Source organism: Alteromonas sp. IB21, assembly GCF_016405965.1.
GTDB lineage: Bacteria > Pseudomonadota > Gammaproteobacteria > Enterobacterales > Alteromonadaceae > Alteromonas.
This window is the reverse complement of the sequence record NZ_JAEFCD010000014.1, coordinates 20,712-42,981: the sequence shown is the minus strand read 5'-3', so window position 1 is coordinate 42,981 and position 22,270 is coordinate 20,712. Positions and strand designations below refer to the sequence as shown.

General features: G+C 44.9%; 13 protein-coding genes. 11 read left to right on the top strand and 2 right to left on the bottom strand.

The features are described 5' to 3' along the window. Positions 1–92: 92 nt before the first annotated feature. Positions 93–986: an aspartyl protease family protein gene (locus JC525_RS11005; RefSeq protein ID WP_198815894.1), complete on the top strand. Its 894-nt coding sequence runs from the start codon at positions 93–95 to the stop codon at positions 984–986. A gap of 139 nt (positions 987–1,125) precedes the next feature. Here the strand turns inward: JC525_RS11005 and JC525_RS11000 are convergent, their stop codons facing one another. After that, positions 1,126–4,677, bottom strand: coding sequence for a hybrid sensor histidine kinase/response regulator (locus tag JC525_RS11000; RefSeq protein WP_198815893.1), 3,552 nt, complete (start codon positions 4,675–4,677; stop codon positions 1,126–1,128). A 300-nt stretch (positions 4,678–4,977) separates the two neighbouring features. On the opposite strand from JC525_RS11000, the gene grpE reads away from it, so the two are divergent. From grpE to JC525_RS10970, 6 genes are all read left to right on the top strand, one after another. Then, entirely contained in the window at positions 4,978–5,601 is a 624-nt protein-coding gene (grpE, locus tag JC525_RS10995) for a nucleotide exchange factor GrpE (protein ID WP_198815892.1), read from the top strand. A 117-nt stretch (positions 5,602–5,718) separates the two neighbouring features. Continuing rightward, positions 5,719–7,644, top strand: coding sequence for a molecular chaperone DnaK (gene dnaK, locus JC525_RS10990; RefSeq protein ID WP_198815891.1), 1,926 nt, complete (start codon positions 5,719–5,721; stop codon positions 7,642–7,644). A 205-nt stretch (positions 7,645–7,849) separates the two neighbouring features. Beyond that, entirely contained in the window at positions 7,850–8,983 is a 1,134-nt protein-coding gene (dnaJ, locus tag JC525_RS10985; RefSeq protein ID WP_198815890.1) for a molecular chaperone DnaJ, read from the top strand. Positions 8,984–9,419: 436 nt separating this feature from the next. Continuing rightward, positions 9,420–9,902: a c-type cytochrome gene (locus tag JC525_RS10980; RefSeq protein WP_198815889.1), complete on the top strand. Its 483-nt coding sequence runs from the start codon at positions 9,420–9,422 to the stop codon at positions 9,900–9,902. A 381-nt stretch (positions 9,903–10,283) separates the two neighbouring features. Beyond that, positions 10,284–12,854, top strand: coding sequence for a GGDEF domain-containing phosphodiesterase (locus JC525_RS10975; RefSeq protein WP_198815888.1), 2,571 nt, complete (start codon positions 10,284–10,286; stop codon positions 12,852–12,854). A gap of 149 nt (positions 12,855–13,003) precedes the next feature. Continuing rightward, positions 13,004–14,920 (top strand): propionyl-CoA synthetase, encoded by a 1,917-nt coding sequence (locus JC525_RS10970; protein WP_198815887.1) that lies wholly within the window; start codon positions 13,004–13,006, stop codon positions 14,918–14,920. Between the two features lie 68 nt (positions 14,921–14,988). On the opposite strand, the gene JC525_RS10965 is transcribed toward JC525_RS10970, so the two are convergent. Beyond that, positions 14,989–15,672 carry a cytochrome b/b6 domain-containing protein gene (locus JC525_RS10965; protein WP_198815886.1) on the bottom strand — a complete coding sequence of 228 codons (684 nt, stop codon included), beginning with the start codon at positions 15,670–15,672 and terminating at the stop codon, positions 14,989–14,991. 365 nt (positions 15,673–16,037) lie between these two features. Here JC525_RS10965 and dapB point away from each other — a divergent pair, with 365 nt between their 5' ends. From dapB to greA, 4 genes are all read left to right on the top strand, one after another. Then, on the top strand, positions 16,038–16,835 hold the full coding sequence (dapB, locus tag JC525_RS10960; RefSeq protein WP_198815885.1) for a 4-hydroxy-tetrahydrodipicolinate reductase: 798 nt from the start codon (positions 16,038–16,040) through the stop codon (positions 16,833–16,835). Between the two features lie 371 nt (positions 16,836–17,206). After that, on the top strand, positions 17,207–18,337 hold the full coding sequence (gene carA, locus JC525_RS10955) for a glutamine-hydrolyzing carbamoyl-phosphate synthase small subunit (protein WP_198815884.1): 1,131 nt from the start codon (positions 17,207–17,209) through the stop codon (positions 18,335–18,337). 13 nt (positions 18,338–18,350) lie between these two features. Then, positions 18,351–21,572, top strand: coding sequence for a carbamoyl-phosphate synthase large subunit (gene carB, locus JC525_RS10950; protein WP_198815883.1), 3,222 nt, complete (start codon positions 18,351–18,353; stop codon positions 21,570–21,572). Positions 21,573–21,689: 117 nt separating this feature from the next. Continuing rightward, on the top strand, positions 21,690–22,166 hold the full coding sequence (gene greA / locus JC525_RS10945) for a transcription elongation factor GreA (RefSeq protein ID WP_105932007.1): 477 nt from the start codon (positions 21,690–21,692) through the stop codon (positions 22,164–22,166). The last annotated feature ends 104 nt before the right edge of the window (positions 22,167–22,270 follow it).

Here is a 22,270-nt window from a genome sequence, read left to right as displayed (position 1 = left end):
AATTTAGAGATGGACAGCGTAAGATCGATCTCTTCTTCTTCCTGTGATAACGTAGTAACGAAGGATTAAAATAAAAAATACAAAGGGATATTATGAAGCATTTTCTATTCTTTATTACTTTTCTTGTTACTTCTCACAAAGCAGTCAGTGCAGTTACGCAATGGACTGATTTTACGTTAGACAACGGCCATGTATTTCTTCCGATTACCATTGAGGGTATAGAATCGCGGGTAATGCTGGATTCTGGTGCACAAATAAATAGCATTAATCGCGCGTTTATTGGAAAGCACAATTTAGACTTACATAAAGGCCGGCCTGTAAATGTAAAAGGTGTCTACGGCGTTGAAAAAAGAACAGCCTATAACAATGTCGATGTCGAAATTTTTGGTACTACTTTTGAGTTAGATTCATTAGTGGAAACAAACCTTGGTCATCATTCAAACGGTTTACTGCTAGGGGCCGGCTTTTTCAATAGTTTCGTTGTTCAATTAGACTACCCGCAAAGAAAAATTCGCCTTGTGACCCGAGATTCGGTCGATATGAGTGAGGTAGCAAACGTGCCTGCAACCACACAAAAAGGGTCAGGTATGCCCATCGCACAAGTGGAAATTAACGGTGTATCCCTATGGCTTCTGATAGATACAGGTAACGCTGGGACAATCCTTATTGACCGTCGCGCTGCGTCAAAAGCGGGATTAGTTGAAAAAGTAGAGGGCGCGAGTACATCATTTGGTGCAAATAGCTCAGGCGTGAACGAATTTGCTACGTCTGATGTGGTAAAATTTGGACCGTTTGAAATTAGTGACGTTAAAGTAAGCTTTCCCGCAGAAGGGCAAACCACTAACTTAGAAAGTCAGTACGAGAGAACGGGCAGTCGAATCGGTGGCAAGCGAGTGGTTGGGCTAATTGGTTATGACCTGCTAAAAGATTTTATTGTGACGTTGGATTATCGCTACGGAAAACTTCACATTGATTTGCCTCAATAACTAAATACAAGCCACTGGCTATTTAAGAAAACTACGACAGACGAAAAAGATTAGTAGATCCGATTATTGAATAGCCAGTGTTTTTAGTCATAATCAACCTCATCGCCCTGCGTTTTTAGCCCGATAATTTACCAGTGCTTCAAGTAAGAGACTGTTTTAGTAGTCGCTTCAGTGCCGCTGGCTTTAAAGGTTTAGGCAGATAGTTAAATTGATGTGCTGTTGCTTCTTCTCTTATTTCGTTACTTCTATTTGCAGTAACCAATACCTTCAACGCAAAGCTCACTTCGGCGCGAGACAGTGATGTTGCCACATCAAAACCGGTTTCCCCAAAGTTCAGATGATAGTCGGCAATAAGCGCGTCATAGTGTTTTTCTGAAAGGCTCAAAACATCTTTTCTGCAAGTGATTAATGTTGTTCTTGCTCCCCAATCCTTGAGGAGTGCGCACATTGCATTTGCTACTTGCTCATCATTTTCAACGAGGAGAAAGTGGGTGTCAGCTAAAAATAGTTCAGAACTTCTTTTCTCGGTACTAAAAGAATATGGCTGAACTAGGCCCGTACGATCAACGCGCGGGTGCGCGTCTATCGTTTTAGCTTTAATGTCCGTTAGGCTACTTTCCTCATTTTCTGCACCAGAAACTACGTGCGTATCATCCACAGTGCTACTTGCTGAGTCATGGTTTTTAGCATTAATCGAAAAGTTACGCAGACCAGGCGTTAGCGCTTCACAGGGAAATGGGTTCTTCTGGGGTTGATGCGCTCTAGGCACAGTAACGCTAAAACAACTACCTTTATCTGGCGATGATAAAAGCGCCACTTCATGTTCTAGCAATCTGCATATCTTATCGACAATGGTGAGGCCTAACCCGAGCCCTTCACCTTTATTATTGCTATCGAGTTGGTGAAACTCACTGAAAATCTCTTGCTGATGATGCTCAGCGATCCCTGAACCCGTATCGTAAACGCAAAGCCTTATTGCTTGTTTTGTATCCTCAACGTCACTGCGCCTGACCCCAACTAAAATAGAGCCCTTCGTTGTATACCGTACAGCATTAGACAGCAAGTTTTGCATTACTCGACGCAGCAAAGTTTTATCTGAGTACACATACACGTCGCTTTTAACATACCTGAGCGCAACACTTTTTTGATTAGCAATAACGCTAAACTCTTGGACTAACGAAGACAGCATGTCGTCGATAGGGAATATGGACTTTTGTGGTGTTAATACGCCAGCATCTAACTTGGTAATATCAAGCAGCATCGAAAGCAAACTTTGCGCATTATCCAGCGAATTTACGACGCCCTCTGATAGCACAGCCAGCTCGCTGCCCTGTGTTTTTTTACTTAGCATACTGGCAAACAGTGTCGCGGCATTGAAGGGCTGCATGAGGTCGTGCCCGGCGGCTGCCAAAAATTTGGTTTTACTCTCATTAGCTTTATCAGCTTGGCGTTTTGCGTCCTCTAATTCGGCAGTGCGTAGCGCAACCCTTTCTTCTAAGTCTTCTTTTGCGCTTTCTAGTGCTTTTTGTATTGCCATGTATTCGGTAATATCGCTATACGTGGTTACGTAGCCGCCGCCTGGAAGCGGCGCGCCGTTAACTTCTATCACTTTTCCGTCAGGCTGTTTGCGGATATGCTTGTGGCGGGTACCCTCACGCATATAGCTCACCCGTTTATCAATAGATGAAGGGTTAAACAAGCCCCGATTTGCGTTGTAACTCAGTATATCGGTAATCGGCATACCTGCTTTTAAAAAGCCTTTAGGGTAAGCAAAAAGCTCTACGTATCTATCATTCCATGCCAGTAATTGCAGCTTGTCATCAAGTACACTGATTCCCTGTTCAATATTTTGTACCGATGATTGCAGTACCTCGTGATTGAATTGAAATGATTGGGACGCTTCTTCTACCCAATCAACCAGTTCAGGCAAGCTATCACTGCCGGTATCAGCAATCGCGCCCAATAAAATTCGCGCACTCGGTGCTCCCACTTGGGCGGCAAGCAGTTTGTTCACTCTGTCAATAAGAGCCTGACTGGCATATCCGCTGCTTGCGGCGCGGTTAACATCCACAGAAAGCTGCTGCACAAGTTGACTGTGAGTACTGGTATCAAGAACACGCTCTGTAAGCGCTATTAAATCACGGACTTTTACGAGTAGATGAGGAGCACCGTCATGTGGTGTTTCTACATTATTCTCGTTAGCGCCACGTTTTGATGTGATCAGCGCTACTGCAATAAAGGTTATGCAGTTGGCCATTAATGAATAAGCAAATCCCAGGCCTAAAGCTTGGTCAGTAGGTACTGGGTCAAAATAGTAGCTAGACATTAAACTGGGGTAGAGCAGAAATACAGCCCAACAAATAAAGCCTACTAGCAATGCGCAAATAGCTGCAGCTTTCGTACTCCGTTGCCAGTAAATACCAAACATAAGTGCAGGCATACATTGCCCCAATAAAGCAATGGCGATAACGCCGCTTTTTACCAAAGGCGCAGCTTGGCTAATATTTAAGTGATACCACAGTGCAATGCTAAGTACGATTAAAACGGTAAGCCGCCGGATTGAAAGAATGTTGCTCGGCTCCATAGAGCGGTTAGGTGACGTTTTCAGTCGCGCTTTTAGCCAAAGTGGCGTGACCACATTATTGGAAATCATGATCCCGAGGGCTAAAGTAGCTACAATTACCATGCTGGTGGTAGCCGATAACCCCCCAATAAAAGCAAAGCCGGAAAGAGCAATGTTGTCGGTCGATAGGGGCAGGGCAAGTACGTAGGCATCTGAACTTGTTGTTGATGGAAGCAGCATTTTGCCGGCAAGGGCGATGGGGATAACAAACAACGTCATACCGAGTAGATAGAGTGGGAACAACCACCTTGCAGTACGAAGTTCGCTCTCACCGTTTTGCTCGACAAAATTCATATGAAACTGCCTAGGTAGTACGAACATGGAACAAACGCCAAGAACTACATGTGATGCATAAACCCAGGGTGCGCTATCAGCGTAAATGACCTCCCTGGCACTGTCATTTGACGAGGCGTTAGAAACTAAATCTAAGACGCCATCGAATAAAAAGAAGCAAACAAAAACGCCTACTGCCAAAAGCGCCACAAGCTTTATCACCGACTCGAAAGCAATGGTTAGAAGTAATCCAGGATGCTTTTCCGTCAAGTTTAGCGTACGCGTACCAAAAGTTATGGCAAATATGGCCAGTAAACTTGCTACGTAAATACTCAACCAAGGTGTGCTTGATTGTGGCTCTGCGGTAAGCAAATTTATCGATTTCGTAATGGCGTCTAACTGCAATGCTATATAGGGCACAACGCCAAAAAAGCATAGCAACGTGATAAGTGCGGCGATTAGATGAGAGTGTTGGTACTTGAGTGAGATGAGGTCTGCTAGCGAACTAATGTTGTGCTGCTGGCATAATCGACTTATATGAAGCACTACAGGAAAGGCAAATGCCATGGTGAGCATAATGCCTAAATAGGTGGGAATAACTGCCCAGCCATATTGGGCAGCCTGCGACGTGGTGCCGAAAAAAGCCCAAGATGTACAGTGTACGCCAAGTCCTAGGCTATAAAGCACAGGGTGCTGTCGATTATCGCGTAAATGCCTGTCGCCCCAAAATGCTAAAGCGAAAAGTGCGAGAAGGTAGAAACCGACAATAGTGCCAACCGTCCAGATACTTAGCATAGGTATTCCGTGTAATAGATAGTCCGTGTAGCTGCACGCATTTATTATCGTGCGATAAAGCGCGTTTTTTTATGTTTACATTAACATGGAATTTACAGGCGTCACATCTTCATTTATGAATCACGATTTACTAGACCTAAAGCGTCACTTTCAAAGATTTTAAAAAATCATCCACAAAAAATGTGTGGATACCCTTGATCACCTTAAAACTAGCCCCATAACTAAGCGCAACGAAGTTATTCCCAATAATTTACGTGTTATTGGGCACCACCTAATTGAGAAAAACGTTTGGAGGTAGGCATGAGCGATAATCGCGACGTGCAGGCAGAGCAAGAAAATACAGTAGATGAAACTGTAGTAAACGCAGATGAAGCGCAGGTTGAAGCGACAGAATCTGAAGGTGTAGAGCTAGACGAAAATGCACAGCGCATTTACGAACTAGAAACGGCCCTTTCTGAAGCGCAAGCAACGATTAAAGAACAGCAGGATGGTGTGCTTCGTGCGCGTGCAGATGCTGATAACGCACGTCGTCGCGCTGAAGGTGAAGTAGAAAAAGCACGTAAATTTGCTCTTGAACGTTTTGCTGGCGAATTGCTACCGGTTATCGATAACTTAGAGCGCGCTATCGAAATGACCGATAGTGACAATGACGCTGTGAAGCCGCTGTTAGAAGGTGTGGAAATGACCCACAAAACTTTCTTAAGCACTATTGAGAAATTTGGATTAAGCCTTATTGATCCGCAGGGCGAAACCTTTAACCCTGATTTGCATCAGGCCATGTCGATGCAAGAAAGTGCAGACCACGAGCCGAATACTGTAATGGCGGTTATGCAGAAAGGTTATCAAATTAATGGCCGTTTGTTACGTCCTGCCATGGTAATGGTATCACGTGCACCAAGCGGTGGTGTGGATACGCAAGCTTAATACGCTTTTTTGCGACGAACACACAAAAATGCCAGTTTTTTTACTGGCATCTATTGAAAAGGCGGGGAATAACCCCACTAAAAGTACAGTATTAAGAAAATCATTCGGAGACACGAAATGGGTAGAATCATAGGTATCGACTTAGGTACAACGAATTCATGTGTCGCAGTTCTAGACGGCGACAAACCTCGCGTAATTGAAAACGCGGAAGGCGATCGTACCACACCTTCAATCATCGCTTATACAAACGATGGTGAAACACTAGTAGGTCAATCAGCGAAGCGTCAGGCGGTAACTAACCCGACCAACACTTTATTCGCAATTAAGCGTCTAATTGGTCGTCGCTTCCAAGACAAAGAAGTACAGCGCGACATCGACATCATGCCTTTCAAAATCGTAGGTGCTGATAACGGTGATGCATGGGTAGAAGCGAAAGGCGAGAAAATGGCGCCTCCGCAGATTTCTGCTGAAGTACTTAAGAAAATGAAAAAGACCGCTGAAGACTATCTTGGCGAAGAAGTAACTGGTGCAGTTATCACTGTTCCTGCTTACTTCAACGACTCTCAGCGTCAAGCAACAAAAGACGCGGGTCGTATCGCGGGTCTTGAAGTTAAGCGTATTATCAACGAGCCAACCGCTGCTGCTCTTGCCTACGGCATGGACAAAAAGCAAGGCGACAACGTTGTTGCGGTTTACGACTTAGGTGGTGGTACGTTTGATATCTCTATCATCGAAATTGACGAAGTAGACGGCGAGCATACGTTTGAAGTACTAGCGACTAATGGTGACACACACCTTGGTGGTGAAGACTTCGATAACCGTGTTATCAATTACTTGGTTGAAGAATTTAAGAAAGATCAAGGCATCGACCTTCGTAAAGACCCACTTGCTATGCAGCGTCTTAAAGAGGCCGGTGAAAAAGCAAAGATTGAACTTTCTTCTTCACAACAGACAGAAGTTAACCTGCCTTACATCACGGCTGATGCAACAGGTCCTAAGCACTTAGCGATTAAGCTAACTCGTGCAAAACTTGAGTCTTTGGTTGAAGACCTAGTGAAAAACTCGCTTAACCCGCTTAAGCAAGCGCTAGCCGATTCGGACCTATCTGTAGGCGACATTAACGATATCATCCTTGTTGGTGGTCAAACGCGTATGCCGCTTGTACAGAAGTATGTAACTGAGTTCTTCGGCAAAGAGCCACGCAAAGACGTTAACCCTGATGAAGCGGTAGCAGTCGGTGCGGCAATTCAAGGCGGTGTACTTTCTGGTGACGTTAAAGACGTACTACTGCTAGATGTTACGCCTCTGTCTCTAGGTATCGAGACAATGGGTGGCGTAATGACTGCGCTAATCGAGAAGAACACGACGATTCCAACGAAGAAGTCGCAAACCTTCTCGACAGCAGAAGACAATCAGTCAGCGGTAACAGTACACGTACTCCAGGGTGAGCGTAAGCAGTCAAGCGGCAACAAGTCTCTTGGTCAGTTCAACCTTGAAGGTATTCGTCCAGCCGCGCGCGGTGTACCGCAAATCGAAGTAACTTTCGATCTAGATGCTGACGGTATCTTACACGTGTCTGCGAAAGATAAAGACACAGGTAAAGAGCAGAAGATCACTATCAAAGCTTCTTCAGGCCTAAGCGATGAAGAAGTAGAAAAAATGGTAGCTGACGCGGAAGCGAATAAAGAAGCTGATAAGAAGTTTGAAGAGCTGATTCAAGCGCGTAACCAAGCTGATGGTATGGTTCACGCCACACGCAAACAGCTTGAAGAAGTTGGCGATGCACTAAGTGCAGAAGACAAAGCGCCAATCGAAGAAGCCCTTTCAGCACTTGAAACTGCAGTTAAAGGCGAAGACAAAGCAGAAATCGAAGCGAAAACGCAAGAACTTATTCAAGCGTCTAGCAAGCTGATGGAAGCGGCGCAAGCTCAACAGGCAGCAGCTGGCGGTGCAGAAGGTGCTGAGCAGCAAGCTTCTGGTAAAGCTGACGACGACGTTGTTGACGCTGAATTCGAAGAAGTGAAAGACGACGATAAAAAATAAACTGTTGTGATTAGCCCGGCGCGCCGGGCTGTGTAAGCAGTTCAGGCGCAACAGGATATTCTTGTTGCGCCTTTGTTGTGTAAATAACTTGGTGCACGTGACTTGGCCTTGTTTAACAGTCAGTCAGGTTATTTTCACAACAGTCAGATGTAGATTCGATAAGCATTACAAGCTTGTCGACAAAAAAGTAGGATATGTAAACGATATGTCGAAACGAGACTACTACGAAGTACTCGGGGTAGATAAAAGCGCAGGCGAACGCGAAATTAAAAAAGCGTACAAAAAGCTTGCGATGAAGTATCACCCTGACCGTACGCAAGGCGATAAAGGCCTGGAAGATAAATTTAAAGAAATCCAGGAAGCCTACGAAATTCTGTCAGATTCGCAGAAGCGTGCTGCATACGACCAATACGGCCACGCGGGTGTTGATCCAAACCGCGGTGGTGGCGGCTTCGGTGGTGGTGCCGACTTCGGCGATATTTTTGGCGATGTATTTGGCGACATCTTTGGCGGTGGTGGCCGCGGTGGACGTCAGTCTCGCGCGCGCCAAGGTTCAGATCTTCGCTACAACCTAGAACTAAGTCTTGAAGAAGCGGTTCGCGGTAAGAGCGTAGATATTCGCGTACCGACTTTGGTTGAGTGTGACGTGTGCGATGGCTCTGGTGCGAAGAAAGGCTCTTCACCTAAAACCTGTCCAACCTGTCACGGCAACGGCCAAGTTCAAATGCGACAAGGCTTCTTTGCCGTACAGCAAACCTGTCCAACCTGTTCGGGTAAGGGCAAGATCATTGAAGACCCATGTAACAGCTGTCATGGGCATGGTCGTAAAGAAAAAACTAAAACGCTTAACGTTAAGATCCCAGCTGGCGTGGACACAGGCGATCGCATCCGTTTATCTGGTGAAGGTGAAGCGGGTGAAAATGGTGCGCCGGCAGGTGACTTGTACGTACAGGTTCATGTGCGCGAACACGAAATCTTTAAGCGCGACGGCAACAACCTATACTGCGAAGTGCCGCTAAGCTTTACAACGGCTGCACTAGGTGGCGAGCTAGAAGTGCCAACGTTAGATGGCAAAGTGAAACTCAAAATTAGCGCAGAAACGCAAACAGGCAGGATGTTCCGCTTGCGCGGCAAAGGCGTTAAGTCTGTACGTAGTGGCGCCATGGGCGACCTGATGTGTAAAGTTGTGGTGGAAACACCAGTAAACTTATCAGCACGTCAAAAAGAGCTACTTCAAGAACTTGAAGAGTCTATGGGCAAAGCATCAAGCAAGCACAGCCCGAAGGCGCAAGGATTCTTCGACGGTGTCAAAAAGTTCTTTGATGACCTAACTAACTAATTAGATATGTCATTGGTTCTATCTTAAAGCCCTCATCCAGAGGGCTTTTTAGTGTCTATCAAATTTTTCAGCAAATCAGAGGTACTAGAGGGATGACGTTACGAAATCCCCGAGTGACTGTCTGAAACTGTACTTTGCGAAAAACCCTGAGTGGCTGTCCGAAACTGTACTTCCATGCGTTAAGTGCCCGCCCAGAACTGTACTTTCGAAACTGTACTTCCATGCGTTAAGTGCCTGTCCAGAACTGTACTTTGCTGGGTATTAACAGGTGTTCTTTGCGTTTCTTAGACTGGAGTTAATCTCTCCAGTAAGACAATTCACCGATATATTTCTTGCGCAGACATAAACTATTCGTCACGATAGACTTATAAGTAAAAGATTAGATATTTGCATACGTGTTTTGTAGATATAACCAACTCAAACAAAGGGAACAGGCATGAAATTTTTCAATAAAGCGATTATCGCTGCGGCAACGGCGGGTGTGGTAGTGTCAACGTCAGTAGCAGCTGATGTAACTGAGGCGTCTTCAGAAAAACACGCTAAAGCGGCTACACAATACCGTCAAGCAGTGTTTCAGCTGGTACGCAGCAATATGGGCCCGCTTGGTGGAATGGCAAAAGGCGCGCTTCCGTTTGATGAAAGCGTTATGGAAACCAACGCAGTACGTCTAGAGCAGCTTGCTGATATGATGGGTGATTACCTTTCCGTTGATACACGTAAGTTTGACGTTGAAACCGGTGCGAAAGATAAAATTTGGGACAATTTCTCAGATGTTGAGACAAAAGTGATGGCGCTTAAAACTGCTGCACAAGGCTTACAAGCGGCAGTTAAAGCGGGCGATGAAAGTGCGTATCGCGGTGCTATTGGAAAAATAGGCGCTAGCTGTAAATCGTGTCACGACGATTATAAAAAAGATTAAGTAATCAAATATCTTTGAGGCGCTTCTTTTTTCCATTTCATTTTTTCTTTCTTACAACGTGGAACAGTGGAGCGCCTTTTCAGTAAATAGTCCTTACTTCTTCTCTTAATAACGTCGCCTAATGTCTGATCATTTATTTACGTGAAATTGCTGGAATAATGTACGGTGGTTGGCTATATTTCAGAGCATGTCAACACTTCGCTTGTCATTAAAAACAGTTAATTTGGCAATTAGAATATTGATGAAACCTTTCATAAAGGTAAATTAAAACATAAGCTAAACAAGTAAATAGAAGGTACACAAGGAATGTTGCCTTTATTCTACTAACATCATGTGATGTCACTATTTTTAAATTAATGGATTATTTAAAGGTTTGCTTAGATGGATTTACGCAGTGAACGCATGTTATCGACAGTACGAACCACGCAGCACAACTTCGCTGCGCTTCTCACTGAGAACAAAACGAAAGCGCAGGCCCTTTGCATTTTATTAGCTTCAATAAATCAAAATAGCGGTCGAGCTACGATTGTCGCAAGCGATACAAATCATTCATTAGATGATGCCCAAAGCATTATATTTCCCGCTCACGTTTTGCTTATGCTCCCACTTACGCACTTGAGTGCGCCTATTTCATGTCGTGAATTTGAGTTGCCCGACTCTCTGAAGCAATATTGCAACCAACATATTGTGTTGGCAATGATACGTGATGTTCAAAGTGAGGTGATAGGCGTTTTACTTACCTTTGTGCAGCACAATGTGCTGAATGCCCGACAACACGCGCTTATTGATATCACGCGGCAAAAGGTAGAGGTGAGTTATCAGTATGAGCTAGTAAGACACCCTTACTCCGATAAACTGTCTGAGCAGCTTTCCCTTTTAGAAAAAGTGAGTTCAATCTCTAAGGTGGGCGCGTGGGAGATTGACAGATTTGCAGGGAATTTTTCCTCAACTGCGGTCATGAAACAGTTCTTGGGCTTGCCACAGATTAGAAATGTCAGCCTCCGTGAAGTCCTTTCGATGATAGCGCCGAGCGATAAGGTAACGCTAAAGCGTAAAATAATAAAAGCGTTGAAGGGTGACCGTCAGTTTTCTATGCACTTTAACTTCCGAGATAAGCAAGGGCAAACAAAAAGTATTAAGCTTTCCGTATTTCTACAAATTGAAAAAAGTAAACGCCAAGGCTTAAAGATAGTGCGCTTCTATGGCACGGCTCAGGATGAAACTGATATTCAACGACTTTCTGAGTCGCAACATAACTATACGAATTATCTGGCCACATTGTTAAACAGTGTTGATAGCGTAGTGTTATGTATAGATGAAAATGGGACTATTTTGTCAGCCAATGATCATCTTTCTAGCGTTTTAGGTTTCGAACCTGACGAGTTGATAGGGCAAGACGTAAGATTGATTTCCACAAAAGTGCAAAATAGCGATAGCCTCTCTTTGTTTTCGAATCTTAGTGCAGTTTTTAAAACCTGTGCTGAAAAACGAGATGTAAGGGAATGCTTGCGGCATAAGAGTGGCAAGCGCATTTCATGCGAAGTGAGCTTAAAGCCTTGTGTCATTGATGGGCAGCGGCTTATGGTAGCTTCCATTAGAGATGTGTCATCCCATCACTTCGAGTTAGAGCACTTTAAGCAACTTGCGCTATCAGACGCGGTAACAGGTCTTCCTAACCAGCACCAATTTGAGCGTTATCTTGGCGAGAAAGGGCGCTTAACGAGTTCATCTGAGCCTCTTTCGTTGTTTATGTGCGTAAATATTTGCAACTTTAACGAGTATGAAGAAGCATTTGGAGAGCCAACTATTGATTACATATCACGTATTTTAGCCAGCCGTTTCGTTCGAGTATTCGAAGATAAAGGCAGTTATAAAGCGCGTGTATTCAAATGCGGTAGGGGCGCATTTTTTCTTCACATTGACCAGTGTTTTAGCGAAGAAGCAGATGCGATAAAGGTTGCAAAAAACTACTCAAACCAGCTGCAAGAGCACGTTCTGCTGCCAATCACGCTTCATAACAGCCTTCTAACAATAGAAACGCAAACAATTAGCTGTACTTTGCCTGCTACGCATTTTTCGTTTAAAAAAATACGTGAGACGTTAGCGCACAAACCTCGGCGCGTAATTAGCGACCAACCACCGAGTGCAAATGATTATATTCATATCAAAGCAAGCGATGTCGAACGTTACAGCTACGTGAAGCGTTCATTGGGAAGAGCAATCTCCAATGACGAGCTATTTATCGAGTTACAACCTCAATATGATGGGCTAAATAATGTTATCAGCTCTGAAGTACTATTAAGATGGAACCACCCACATCTCGGCGTAGTCAACCCCGCTGAATTCATTCCAATTGCAGAAGAGAATGAATACATCGCTGAATTTGGCTTATGGGTTTGCAATGAAGCATGTAAGTTGTTGAAAGATTGTCAAACTCAGCATATCGACACTAAGTTATCCATCAATATCAGCGCTAAGCATTTGGCGAGAGCTGATTTCGTCGGTAAGTTTTTAGCGATCGTAAACAAATGGCAAGTACCGCACGAAAGTTTAACGCTGGAATTGACAGAAGGCGCGCTAATAAGGGGGGTAAGTGTCATTCAGTATCGTGTCAGAGAGCTTGCTGAAAAAGGTTTTTCCCTATCAATCGACGATTTTGGAATCGGAGAATCAAACCTTAATTATCTTCAAGATTTACCTATTAAAGAGTTGAAGGTTGATAAGGTGTTTATTGAAGCGATGGAAGGTTCAGAACAGAAAACACTGTTAGTAACAAGTATTTGCAATATGGCCAAAGCACTCCATTTGAATACAGTAGCAGAGGGCATTGAAACCACTGGGCAACTCGACCAAGCTAAAGCGTGCGGTTGCAGTGCTTTTCAAGGTTTTTATCTTGATAAGCCCATGAGCATTAGCGATTGGCGTGACAGATTAGGGCATAATTCGCAATAGCGTTCTATGTAAATATTTCGCGCCCGGATTGAAAATAAAAGTTTAATATTATGTAAATCATGTGGTTATAAAGTCTACGCCTGAAGTCTTATAACCATATTGTCGTGAACTGAAGTAGGTTGAACATAAACCCTACTCAGGACATGGTTATGACTTATAAAAATGAATACATTGCCTCTACACAGCATCCCGATGAGTTTTGGTTAAAACAGGCTAGCAACATTGCCTGGTTTGAGCCTCCCTCAAAAGGCTGCCAAGCGACAGATAATGGCTACTATGACTGGTTTCGGGGTGGTCAACTCAACACATCGTACCTAGCGCTAGATCATCACGTAAAAAATGGGCGAGGTGAAAAGACTGCCCTGATATATGATTCGCCAGTCACACAGACAACGCAATACTTTACTTACAATGAATTACTTTCACAGGTTGCTGCATTCGCGGGCGGACTTTCGACCTTAGGGGTGTCAAAGGGAGATAGGGTCATTATTTATATGCCTATGATCCCTCAAGCAGCAATTGCCATGCTTGCTTGTGCTCGTCTTGGTGCAATTCACTCGGTCGTATTTGGCGGTTTTGCTGCCAATGAACTTGCCGTGCGAATTGATGATGCAAAACCCAAAGTCATTGTAACCGCATCATGTGGCATCGAAGGAACTAAAATACTTCCTTATAAACCTCTTGTTGATGAAGCTGTATTGTTAGCCAGCCATAAGCCTAGCGCTTGTGTTTTGTTTCAGCGAGAGCAGCTAACAGCAAAAGTAGACCAGGAGACCGACCATGACTGGAATACATTGGTAGAAAATAGTACACCAGCCGCGCCCGTCGCGGTTGACGCTACCGACCCACTTTATGTGCTTTATACCTCGGGAACTACCGGCAAGCCAAAAGGTGTGGTGAGGGATAATGGCGGTCATGCTGTCGCGCTTCACTATTCTATGGGTGCTATCTACGGCATTAGTGAGGACGATGTATTTTGGGCAGCGTCAGATGTAGGCTGGGTTGTGGGCCATTCCTACATTGTTTACGCGCCGCTGATTAAAGGCGCTACTACTGTGCTCTATGAGGGAAAACCTGTGGGCACACCTGATGCTGGTGCGTTTTGGCGTATGATTGAAAACCATAAAATCAATGTGCTTTTTGCGGCACCCACTGCGTTTAGAGCAATCAGGAAAGTGGATCCAGATGCTGAGTTTTTTTCCAAATATGATACGTCTAGCCTGCGAACATTGTTTATGGCAGGTGAGCGACTAGATCCTCCTACCTATTATTGGGCACTTGAAAAAATAGGTGTATCAGTCATCGATCATTGGTGGCAGACAGAAACAGGTTGGCCCATTTGTTCTAACCCAATTGGGTTGGAACCCATGGATACCAAGCCCGGTTCTTCAAGTGTTCCTACGCCTGGCTTTAATGTAAAAGTGCTAAAAGGCCCCAATGAAGAACAAACAACGGGAGAAAAGGGGGCGATAGCAATCAAATTACCGCTACCTCCGGGCTGCTTATCAACAATCTGGCAAGATCATCAGCGTTTTAAGGACGGCTATTTACGTGAGTTTGATGGGTACTACAGCACTGGCGATAATGGCTATGTGGACGAAGATGGTTATGTGTTCATCATGGGGCGTACTGATGACGTCATTAACGTTGCAGGGCACCGGCTTTCAACAGGAGAAATGGAAGAGGTGTTAGCTGCACACCCTGCCGTTGCCGAGTGCAGTGTGATTGGTGTTAACGATGCACTCAAAGGTCAACTACCCGTTGGGTTAGTATTGTTAAAAGATGGGGTTTCAGTTGATGAAAAAGAATTGGAGAAAGCCCTCGTTCAACGTGTACGTGACGCCATTGGACCTGTAGCGTGCTTTAAACGAGCAATTGTTGTGGAGCGACTACCTAAAACTCGCTCAGGTAAAATTCTACGAAAACTGCTCCGTCAAATCGCAGCGAACGAGACGGTATCTGTGCCATCGACGATTGATGATCCCGCCAGCGTAAAAGAAATTGAATCCTTAATGCGTCAAAAAGGTTTGGTTGAAGTACCAAACTCACTTAAGTGTGAGGTTTAGTTTTTAACTGCTAAAGTGGGGATGGCTTGGGCCTGTGGACGCTATGTCTAAGGCCCTTGCACGCCAAGCTAATAATAATATTCTTCTATTTCTGGTGTTGGCGGATAAAGTTCAATTGCTACATATACAATAGCTGCGGCGAGTAATGCGACGACAAGTGCGCTAATCAATCGAGAGCCAGCAATGCCCACTGTTTTTGACACCTTTTTTCCATGTACCATAGCTGGCACCAATTTTTGCTTCTTATAAATGCCATAAAAAACGACAGCGGCAATGTGAAGAGTAATCACATAGAGCAATAAGTCGAAAGCAAGGTGGTGAAGAGAATTCATCAGCGCTAATGTTTGTTCATCTGCCAGCGGTCGGTAGGGGCCATCCAGAAATATATCGTCCGTCATAAACAAGCCAGAAATTGCTTGAACCGCTACTAAAACAAGCATTATGACAACAAACCAGCCTCCTAATGGGTTGTGCCCGATTGAAGGCACTGAGCCTTTATCAAACAAGGTTTTCATGTAGCGGATAACTTTTCGCGGGCCTGTAACAAAGCTGCTGAATCTAGCGTACTGCGTTCCTACAAAACCCCATAAAATCCTGAAGATAACCAGGAATAGGGTGAAATATCCAATATAGAAATGCCACTGGACTGCATTTTCTAACCACTCGGCTGTTGCATACTGGGCCAAAAGACTCGAAACAAGAAGCCAATGGAAAACGCGGGTGGGAATATCCCAAACGAGTACTTTCTGCATAGTTTTTTTATTTACGTTGAAAATAGTAATAGTTGACTACAGCGTCACTCAACTAGGCTAAGAAAACAAGCCTGATGAGCGTTGAAGTGTGTATGTTTATCGAAAATATCTATCGAGTCTGGGGAGAATGAGTTTTAATGTGTGAAGGGTGTAAGTAGAGCACAAACTTCATCGAATTGTCTTTAGAACAATGTTATCTGAGCCTATACCCACGCTTTTCCGTGAATTAATACTGCACTGTATAAAAGCCAAGGGTTTACTACGTTTGTTGTTATGCGTATTTATTATGAAACTCACATTGCAATAGTGGGGGTATTTGGCAAAATGCGTGCTAGTTGAAGGCAAATAAAAGTGTAATACAAATAATGAAAGTAGGATTGTTTGGCGCCAATGGGCGCATGGGGCGTGTTCTTGTTGAAGCACTTGATTTAAGTGATGATGCAGAACTCAGTGTTGCAACAGTGCGTGACGATTCTCCATGGGTCGGTTTAAACGTAGGCGAGCTCGCAGGTATTGGTAAGAAAAACATCGATTGCTCGGCGCTATCTGACTTGAGCGGAAGTGACGCCGACGTGATGATCGATTTCACATTACCTTCTGTTATTGAAAGCAATCTAGCGTGGTGTGTCGACAACAACATGCCTGTCGTTATTGGGACCACTGGTCTCAACGACAGCCAACTTAATGCGTTAGATGAGGCGGCTAAACATATCCCAATTGTTTTTGCGGCAAATTATAGCGTTGGCGTAAACCTTATGTTGTCACTCGTTCGGCAGGCGGCGAGTGTACTGGGTGAAACCGCAGATATCGAAATTACTGAAGCGCATCACAGATTTAAACAAGATGCGCCATCAGGTACGGCAATGGCAATAGGCGAAGCAATTGCCGATGAATTGGGCCGAGATTTAAAGGCATGTGCGGTTTATGGTCGCGAAGGCAAAGAGCCAGAGCGAGACCAGGGGACCATTGGTTTTGCCACAATAAGAGCAGGTGATATTGTTGGCGAGCATACCGCGTTATTTGCCGATATTGGTGAGCGACTAGAGATAACGCATAAAGCATCAAGCCGTTTAACTTTCGCCAAAGGTGCAGTGCATGCGGCAAAATGGTTGTATGGTAAGCAACCTGGTCTATACTCCATGGTTGATGTACTAGGTTTGTAACGCTAGATGTCTCTTCTGTTAGCGCGCGAAAAAGCGAGCTAACGTAAGGGCGTTATCAAAGTGTTAAACTAAAGTTGCACTTTAAATGAGCAATAAGCCGTACTTTCAGTGGTTCTGCGCAAAAAAGGTGGTATAAGCGTTATTTTAGTAAATTATTGCAAATAAATTTGCCATTTTCGGTCAGTGATGTATACTCGCCGGAATTTGCCAGAATTTCGTATTCTGAAGCTGTCAAACCGGCTGCAGAGTGCGGTTTTATTAGCTGCAAAGATCGTAAAACGGGATGTATTGTTATCAATAACTCCCGTTTTTTGTGGGGTTTGTGCAGAAAAATGCGCAAACACATAGTTATCCTTAATCTGGAGGTTGACTTGGCTAATTCTGCCCTTTTGGTGTTAGAGGATGGTTCTGTTTTTAAAGGTACGGCGATAGGCGCTACAGGCTCCGCCGTCGGGGAAGTTGTTTTCAATACTTCCATGACCGGCTATCAAGAAATTCTCACCGATCCATCCTACGCTGAACAACTCATCACCCTTACTTATCCACACATTGGCAACACCGGAACTAACGAAGAAGACGTCGAAGCAGATAAAATCTGGTCGAAAGGTCTGATAATTCGTGATTTACCTCTTGTTGCTAGCAACTTTCGTCAACAGCAAACACTGTCTGAATACCTTAAAGCGAAAGGCGTTGTGGGTATTGCTGACATTGATACACGTCGCTTGACGCGTATCTTGCGAGACAAAGGTGCACAAAACGGCTGCATTATATGCTTTGATGAATTAGACGAGTCTAGCGCCCTAGCGCAAGCAAAAGCTTTCCCAGGTCTTAAAGGCATGGATTTAGCAAAAGTCGTAAGCATCACTGAACCAAAAACATGGACAGAAGGTAGTTGGGAACTTGGCAAAGGTTACGTAACACCAAGTGAGTTCAAATATCACGTTGTTGCTTACGACTACGGTGTGAAAAACAACATTCTTCGCATGCTAGCTGACCGCGGTTGTAAAGTGACTTTAGTTCCAGCGCAAACGCCTGCCGAAGACGTGCTAGCCATGAATCCAGACGGCGTATTTTTGTCAAATGGACCAGGCGATCCAGAGCCATGTGACTACGCAGTTAACGCAATTAAAACCATCGTTGAAACCGGTACGCCAGTATTCGGTATTTGTTTAGGTCACCAGTTACTTGCTATCGCAAGCGGTGCGAAAACTGTGAAGATGAAGTTTGGTCACCACGGCGCAAACCACCCGGTTAAAGACCTAAAGCGCAATGTAGTTATGATCACCAGCCAAAACCACGGTTTTGCTGTGGATGAGTCTAGCTTGCCAGATAACCTAGAAGTAACTCACATTTCGTTGTTCGACAAGTCGTTGCAGGGTATCCATCGCACCGACAAGCCTGCGTTTAGTTTCCAGGGGCACCCTGAAGCCAGCCCAGGTCCTCATGAAGCGGCGCCGTTATTCGACCACTTCATTGAACTTATTGAACAACACAAGCAGTAGGAATTAGCCCGCTATGCCAAAACGTACCGACATAAAAAGTATTCTTATCATTGGTGCTGGCCCTATTGTTATCGGCCAGGCTTGTGAATTCGACTATTCAGGCGCGCAAGCGTGTAAAGCCCTTCGCGAAGAAGGCTACCGTGTTATTTTGGTTAACTCTAACCCAGCAACCATCATGACCGACCCAGAAATGGCAGATGCAACCTACATCGAGCCTATCCACTGGGAAGTCGTTCGCAAAATCATCGAAAAAGAACGTCCAGATGCCATCTTACCTACAATGGGTGGTCAAACTGCACTTAACTGCGCACTAGAGCTCGATAAGCACGGTGTGCTCGAAGAGTTCGGTTGTGAGCTTATCGGTGCAACGGCAGACGCTATCGATAAAGCGGAAAATCGCGAACGCTTTGACAAAGCAATGAAAAACATTGGCCTTGAATGTCCACGTGCAGAAATTGCGCACAGCATGGACGAGGCACACGATGTATTAAGCCGCATCGGCTTCCCATGTATTATTCGCCCGTCTTTCACCATGGGTGGAACTGGCGGTGGTATCGCGTATAACATCGACGAGTTCAATGAAATTTGTACCCGCGGTCTCGACCTTTCGCCAACCAACGAACTACTCATCGATGAATCGTTACTAGGCTGGAAAGAATACGAAATGGAAGTAGTACGCGATAAAGCAGACAACTGCATCATCGTATGTACTATTGAAAACTTCGATCCTATGGGTGTTCACACCGGTGACTCAATTACTGTTGCCCCAGCACAAACGCTGACTGATAAAGAATTCCAAATTATGCGTAATGCAGCTATGGCTGTACTACGTGAAATTGGCGTTGAAACCGGTGGTTCAAACGTACAGTTCGGTGTAGACCCGAAAACGGGCCGTATGGTTATCATCGAAATGAACCCACGTGTATCCCGTTCATCTGCGCTTGCTTCAAAAGCAACCGGTTTCCCAATTGCGAAAGTAGCAGCGAAGCTGGCGGTGGGGTACACACTCGACGAGCTAGCTAATGACATTACTGGCGGTTTAACGCCAGCGTCTTTCGAACCGTCAATCGATTACGTTGTCACTAAGATCCCACGCTTTAATTTTGAAAAGTTTGCCGGTGCTAATGACCGTCTCACTACGCAGATGAAATCAGTGGGTGAGGTTATGGCGATTGGTCGTAACCAGCAAGAATCACTTCAAAAAGCCCTTCGCGGGCTTGAAGTAGGGGCGACAGGTTTGAACCCTATGGTTGACCTTGAAGACCCAGAGTCACGCAATAAAGTGGTTTATGAACTTCGCCAACCGGGTGCAGAGCGTATTTGGTACATCGGTGATGCATTCCGTATGGGAATGTCTGTTGATGAGGTATTTAATCTTACGAATATCGACCGCTGGTATCTTGTACAGCTTGAAGATCTTATTCTTCTTGAAGCAAAGGTAGCTGAGCTTGGCTTACCAGGTATTGATGCTGACTTTATGCGTGCCCTTAAGCGTAAAGGCTTCTCAGATGCGCGTCTTGCTGAATTAACAAAAGTGGCAGAAAGCGACATTCGTGAAACCCGTCGTGGTTTTGGTATATCTCCAGTCTACAAGCGTGTAGATACCTGCGCTGCAGAATTTTCTACCAGCACAGCCTACATGTACTCTACGTATGACGAAGAATGTGAAGCTGCGCCAACTGACAAAGATAAAATCATGGTATTGGGTGGTGGCCCTAACCGTATCGGTCAAGGTATCGAATTCGATTATTGCTGCGTTCACGCTGCACTTTCAATGCGCGAAGACGGTTACGAAACTATTATGGTTAACTGTAACCCTGAGACGGTGTCTACCGACTACGACACGTCAGACCGCCTATATTTCGAACCAGTAACCCTGGAAGATGTGCTTGAAATCGTTGCTAAAGAGCAGCCAAAAGGCGTTATCGTGCAGTATGGTGGTCAAACGCCACTTAAGCTTGCCCGTGCTCTCGAAGCCGCTGGTGTTCCAATCATGGGTACATCGCCAGAGGCGATTGACCGTGCGGAAGACCGCGAACGTTTCCAGCAAATGGTGAACAAGCTTAACCTTAAGCAGCCAGCGAATGCTACAGTTACTAACGTTGAGCAAGCGCTAACTATGGCCGAAGAGATTGGCTTTCCGCTAGTGGTTCGTCCAAGCTACGTGCTTGGTGGTCGCGCGATGGAAATCGTTTACGACATTAAAGACCTTAAGCGTTACTTGAACGAAGCGGTAAAAGTGTCTAACGACGCGCCGGTATTGCTAGACCGTTTCCTTGACGATGCTATCGAAGTTGATATCGACGCTATCTGCGATGGCAAAGAGGTCGTGATTGGCGGCATCATGGAACACATTGAACAAGCGGGTGTTCACTCTGGTGACTCTGCCTGCTCACTACCTCCGCACTCGCTTTCAAAAGAGATTCAAGATGTCATGCGCGAACAGGTAAAAGCCATGGCCCTTGAACTTGGCGTTGTGGGCTTGATGAATACCCAGTTTGCGATTAAAGATGGTGAAGTATACCTTATCGAGGTTAACCCTCGTGCAGCGCGTACGGTTCCATTCGTGTCTAAGGCAACGGGTGTACCATTAGCAAAAGTCGCAGCACGGGCCATGGCCGGCGTTAGCCTTTCTGAACAGGGTGTAACGGAAGAAATTATACCTCCTTTTTACTCTGTGAAAGAAGTGGTACTTCCGTTTGCTAAGTTCCAAGGTGTTGACCCACTGTTAGGCCCAGAAATGCGCTCAACCGGTGAAGTTATGGGTGTTGGCGATACGTTTGAAGAAGCGTACGCTAAAGCGAATTTAGGCGCAGGTGCACCTTTGCCTAAAGAAGGTAAAGCGCTTATCTCTGTGCGTGAAACCGACAAGCCTAAAATCATCGAACTCGCTAAAGCGCTGGTTGCCGCTGGCTTCAGCATTGAGGCAACACGCGGTACGGCGACAACCTTATACGATGCGGGCATAATGAGCACGGTGGTTAATAAGCTATCGGAAGGCCGCCCTAATATTGTTGATGCAATTAAGAACGGTGAATACGCCTACTTGATTAACACAACAGAAGGTCGTCAAGCCATTACCGACTCGGTATACATTCGTCGTGAAGCCTTGGTGAACAAGGTAACTTACACCACAACGATGAATGCAGCATTCGCTACTATTCGAGCGAAGTCTGCCGATGACCGTAACAAAGTTGCTTCAGTTCAAGAACTGCACGCTAGACTTAAACACTAATGACATAAGCTAGGATACGAGGTATCCTAGCAATATTACATTTGTGTGAACGAATAAAAAGTGCGCCTTCGCGGCGCACTTTTCTGTTTAAATTACTAGCTAAGTGAGACAGTATTCATGAGTCAGTATCCAATGACAGCGCGCGGCGCTCAAATGCTGCGTGACGAATTAAATGAGCTAAAAACCAAAACACGCCCACGTATTATCGAATCTATTGCCGAAGCCCGTGAGCATGGTGATTTGAAGGAAAATGCGGAATATCACGCGGCCCGTGAACAGCAAAGCTTCTGTGAAGGTCGTATCCAAGATATTGAAGGCAAACTTTCAAATGCACAAATCATTGACGTCACTAAAATGGAAAACACCGGAAAAGTTATTTTCGGTACTACCGTTACAATCTTAAATGTTGCTAATGATGAAGAAACGACCTATCGCATTGTAGGTGATGATGAGGCTGATATTAAGAATAACCTGATTTCGGTGAACTCACCTATCGCACGAGGGCTAATAGGTAAAGAGCTTGATGATACAGTGACTATTCAAACGCCAGCGGGCGCAGTTGAAGTGGAAATCATAGAAGTCGAGTACATTTAGTTTATTTTTTAATTTAAGTGAAAAATTAAAAAAACAGCAATTCTAAGTACCCCCAAATAATTGGATATTCCAATAACTGGGGGTTTTTTATACTTAAAATTCAC